The sequence below is a fragment of the Stenotrophomonas sp. 3diitr2024 genome, assembly GCF_042136455.1.
GTDB lineage: Bacteria > Pseudomonadota > Gammaproteobacteria > Xanthomonadales > Xanthomonadaceae > Stenotrophomonas > Stenotrophomonas sepilia.
Window position 1 is genome coordinate 1 of the sequence record NZ_JBHHMJ010000162.1, and the last position, 4,915, is coordinate 4,915.

General features: G+C 67.5%; 2 protein-coding genes. One reads left to right on the forward strand and one right to left on the reverse strand.

Going from position 1 to position 4,915, the window contains the following annotated elements; genetic code table 11:
• Window positions 1-35: 35 nt before the first annotated feature.
• Window positions 36-4,118, reverse strand: a complete 4,083-nt coding sequence (gene hrpA, locus ABGA94_RS03935) for an ATP-dependent RNA helicase HrpA (RefSeq protein WP_005418467.1) — start codon at window positions 4,116-4,118, stop codon at window positions 36-38.
• Window positions 4,119-4,204: 86 nt separating this feature from the next.
• Between hrpA and ABGA94_RS03940 the strand changes: the two genes are divergently transcribed.
• Entirely contained in the window at window positions 4,205-4,753 is a 549-nt protein-coding gene (locus ABGA94_RS03940) for a Dps family protein (protein ID WP_005418469.1), read from the forward strand.
• Window positions 4,754-4,915 lie beyond the last annotated feature (162 nt).

The following is a 4,915-nucleotide window of genomic DNA, read 5'->3' on the forward strand; positions in this document are numbered from 1 at the left end:
GGCCACGGTCGCCCGACGGGGCGACCGTGGCGCGCTCAGGCCTGGCGCAATGCAGCCACGCGCTGCGCCAGCTTCTTCGCCGAGATACCGGTGCGTGCACCAAGCTCCTGCGCGAACAGCGATACCCGCAGTTCTTCCAGATCCCAGCGCAGCGCCTGCCATTGCGGGCGATCACGCAGGCCCTGCTGCTCGCCCGCCTCCAGCGCTTCCAGGAACGGATGCAGTTCCAGCATACGCGCCTGGTCACGCGGCGGATCACGCTTGGCACGTTCGGTGCGCAGGATCATCGCCTTCAGATAGCGCGGGTACTGCGCCAGCGCGTCGGCCGGCGTGTCGCGCAGGAAGCCGGGGTGGATCAGCCCGGCCAGCTGCGCTTCCATGTCGTCCAGGTTGCCGCGCGCCCAGCCCATCAACGGCGCTTCCAGCATCGGCTTCAGCTCCGCCACCAGCGCCAGAATGGTCTCGGCCAGCTTCAGCCGCGACATCGCCTCGCCAAACAGGGCCTTGGCGGCGTGTTCGCGACGCTGCTCGAACGCCGTCGCATCGCGGATTTCCTCCAGGCCCTCGGCCAGCACCGCGTTCATCGCCGCATCGACCAGGTCACCACGCAGCCGCTCCTGCGATTCGATCGCGGCATACAACAGGCCGGTCTTGGCACCGACCGGCAACTGCTTGCGTGCCTGCTTCACCTTCTCGGCCAGGGCGATCTCCAGCAGGCGGCGCACGCCCAGCGGATGGGCGTCCTGCGCCTGCTGGCGATCGGCGAAGATGCGCAGCGCCACGCTGTCGCCCTCGTCCAGCAGCGCCGGATAGGCTGGCACGCCGGCTTCACCGGGTACCTGCAGCGGAATCGGCGTGGCCGGGAACGTGCGCAGGCCGTCAGCCGCCATCTCGCGCCCGGCACGCGCGGCGAAGGCATCGCCAGCACGGCCACCGAATTTCGCGCGCAGCGCTTCCAGATCACGCGAGGTGGCAAGCACCTTGCCCTGTTCGTCGCGCAGCCGCAGGTTCATGTGCAGGTGCGGCTCGATCGAACCCGGCTCGAAATCCAGTGCGGTCACCGTCGCGCCGGTCGCACGTGACAGGAAACGCGCCAGCTCGCCAGTGATGGCATCAGCGCTGGGCTGCGGGAAGGCCTCGTAGAACGCGCGACCGAAGTCCGGCGCCGGCACGTAGTTGCGGCGCATCGCCTTAGGCAGGCTGCGGATCAGTGCCGAGGCCTTGTCGGCGACAAAGCCCGGCGCCAGCCAGCCCAGCTGCACCGGATCCAATGCGTTGAGCAGGTGCAGCGGCACGTCCAGGGTCACGCCATCGTCGTCGGCCCCCGGTTCGAAGCGGTAGTGCAGCGGCAAGCGCGCCTGGCCCAGCGCCAGGTACTTCGGATAGCGCTCCTGTTCGCTGCCCTCACCGGGCAACAGGTCTGCCAACGACCAGTGCAGCGCCTTGCGCAGCTCCGGCGCCAGCCCTTTCCACCAGCTATCCAGTCCCGCCGCCGAGTGGATCTGCGGCGGCACCCGGTCCAGGTACCAGCGTGCCTGCCAGTCTTCGTCGGCAACGATGCCGGCGCGGCGCAGCTTGGCTTCTTCCTCGCGCGCGACCTCCAGCACCTTCTGGTTGTCGGCGACGAAACTGGCACGGGTATTGATCTCGCCGGTCACCAGCGCCTGGCGCACGAAGATGTCATGCGCCTCGCCCGGCGCGATGCGGCCGTAATGGACCGGTTTCTTCGGTGCCAGCACCAGGCCGAACAGGCTGATCTGCTCGGACGCCAGCACCTGGCCCTGCGCGCGCGACCAGTGCGGGTCGAAGTGCTTGCGCAGCAGCAGGTGCGGCAGTTCGGCGATCACCCAGTCCGGCTCGATCGCGGCCAGGGTCATGCCCCATACCTTCTGCGTATCCAGCAGGTTGGCCACCAGCAGCCACGGCGGTGGCCGCTTGGCCAGCGCCGAACCGGGGAACGGCAGGAAGCGGCGCTGGCGTGGTGCCTGGAAATCGCCCTTCTCGGTGCGGTGGCCGATCTGCGTCGGCAGGCCCGCCACCAGCGCCCGGTGCAGGGTCTGGTAGGCAGCGGCACGCACGCGTTCGCTGAAGCCGCCGCCGGCGGGCGCCTGTTCCTTCTGCGCGCGCACGGCCACCGGTGCCGGTGCGGCCTCGGCCTTGCCTTCGCGGGCCAGGCGCGCGGCACGATGCAACTGGCCGCGGGTGGCCTTTACTGAGGCCGCGTCATCACGTGCCGGTGCCGGCGCACTGCTGCCGGCCAGCAGCGGAGCCATCGATGCCTCGCTGGCCTCTTCCTTCCAGCCCAGTTCCTCGCACAGCAGCCGCAGCTGGCGATGCAGCTCGCGCCACTCGCGCATGCGCAGGAAGCCGAGGAAATGACGTCCGCACCAGTCGCGCAGCTTGGACTGGGTCAGGTCTTCGTGGGCCTGCCGGTAGGCATCCCACAGGCGCAGCACGCCGACGAACTCGGAGCGGCCATCGGCGAACTGCGCATGCGCGATGTCGGCGGCACCGCGCGCTTCCGGCGGGCGTTCGCGCGGGTCCTGGATGCCCAGGAACGAGGCAATCACCAGCATCGGCCGCAGGCAGCCTGCAGCCTGTGCGGCCACCAGCATGCGCGCCAGCTTCACGTCCACCGGCAGGCGCGCCATCTGCTTGCCGATGGTGGTCATGCGCCGCTCGGCATCGATCGCGCCCAGCTCGGTCAGCTGCTGCCAGCCATCGGCAACGGCACGCTCGTCCGGCGCCTCCAGGAACGGGAACTCCTCGATGCGGCCCAGGCCCAGCTGCAGCATGCGCAGGATCACGCCGGCCAGGCTGGAACGGCGGATTTCCGGATCGGTGAACTCCGGCCGCGCCTGGAAATCCGCCTCGGCGTACAGGCGGTAGCAGATGCCTTCGGCGATACGGCCGCAGCGACCCTTGCGCTGGTTGGCGCTGGCCTGCGAGATCGGCTCGATGTGCAGGCGATCCAGCTTGTTGCGCGGGCTGTAGCGCTTGACGCGGGCGAAGCCCGGATCGACCACGTAGCGGATGCGTGGCACCGTCAGCGAGGTCTCGGCCACGTTGGTGGCCAGCACGATGCGCCGGTTCGGCCCGGGGTTGAACACCCGGTCCTGGTCCTGGTTGGACAGGCGCGCGTACAGCGGCAGCACCTCGGTATTGCGGTACTTGCGCCGTTCCAGCGACTGGTGCGCATCGCGGATCTCGCGCTCGCCCGGCAGGAAGATCAGCACGTCGCCGCGTGCGTCCAGGCGGGTGATCTCGTCGACAGCCGACACGATGGCATCGTTGACGGTGCGTTCGCCCTGGTCTTCGCCCTCGCCTTCCAGCGCGCGGTAGCGCACTTCCACCGGGTAGGTGCGGCCTTCGACGCTGATCACCGGTGCGTTGTCGAAATGCTGGGCGAAGCGTTCGGTGTCGATGGTGGCCGAAGTGACGATCAGCTTCAGGTCCGGGCGCTTGCGCAGCAGCTGCTTCAGGTAGCCCAGCAGAAAGTCGATGTTGAGGCTGCGTTCGTGTGCCTCGTCGACGATGATCGTGTCGTAGTTCGACAACCAGCGGTCGCTGGCGATCTCCGCCAGCAGGATGCCGTCGGTCATGAACTTGATGCGGCTGTCGTCGCTGACCTTGTCATTGAAGCGTACCTGGTAGCCCACCAGCTGGCCCAGTTCGCTCTGCAGTTCCTGCGCCACGCGGCTGGCGACCGCACGTGCGGCGATCCGTCGCGGCTGGGTGCAGCCGATCATGCCGGCCTGGCCACGGCCTGCGGCCAGGCACAGTTTCGGCAGCTGGGTGGTCTTGCCCGAACCGGTTTCACCGGCGATCACCACCACCTGGTGGTCGCGGATCAGTTTGATGATCGCGTCGGCTTCACGCGCAATCGGCAGCTGCGGGTCCAGAGTAATGGACGGCTGCTGTTGCGCCCGCACCTGCCGGCGCTGCACCGACGCCTGCAAGGCCTGCTCGAAAGTAGCGGCCAGTGCCGCATCCTGCGGCTTGGCCTGGCAACGCGAGAGCATTCCCAGCAAACGGCCCCGGTCGCGGCTCATGGCGCCGTCGATGGCGGCGCGCTGCTGGCGCAGGCGGGGCGATGGATTTTTATCGATAGAGTTCATCAATCGGTTCGTTCAAAACTTTGAAAGCGACCAGTCATCACGACCGGTTTATTGTGAAGGCCAACGATTCCATAAGGAGGAACCTCATGGCGAAGACCAAAAGCACGACCAAGGCCAAGACCGGCAAGCAGAAGCTTGCAGCGGCGGCACCGTCGGCGCCGAACATCGATATCGGGATCACCCAGGGCGACCGCAAGAAGATCGCCGACGGTCTGTCGCGCTTCCAGGCCGATGCGTTCACGCTCTACCTGAAGACGCACAACTTCCACTGGAACGTGACCGGGTCGATGTTCAACTCGCTGCACACCATGTTCGAGACGCAGTACACCGAGCAGTGGGCGGCACTGGACGACGTGGCCGAGCGCATCCGCGCGCTGGGCTTCAATGCCCCGGGCTCCTACCGGGAATTCGCTGCGCTGACCTCGATCGTCGAGGAACCGGGCCTCACCGACAGTGCGGACTGGCGTGAAATGGTACGCCAGTTGGTGGTCGCCAACGAAGCGGTATGCCGTACGGCGCGTGAAGTGCTGGATGTGGCGGCCAAGGGTGACGATGCCCCGACCGAGGATCTGATGACCCAGCGCCTGCAGACCCACGAGAAGTACGCCTGGATGCTGCGCTCGCTGTTGCAGTAAGGGTTGGGGGTGTTCGGCAGGGCTTGCAGCCCTGCAACCGCCGAAGCCTTCAAGCCAGAGCCAGAGCAAAAGCCAGTTTCCTGAAGGTTGGCGGGGTGGGTCCGGTTGAGGGGGACGCCGTAAACCCGTCCATGGGGGCTTGGTCGCGGCATCCATGCCGCT

Bases quoted from the DNA above. Each gene is read 5' to 3' on its own strand.
- ABGA94_RS03940 (WP_005418469.1), top strand. From the start codon at position 4,205: ATGGCGAAGACCAAAAGCACGACCAAGGCCAAGACCGGCAAGCAGAAG.
- hrpA (WP_005418467.1), bottom strand. From the start codon at position 4,118: ATGAACTCTATCGATAAAAATCCATCGCCCCGCCTGCGCCAGCAGCGC.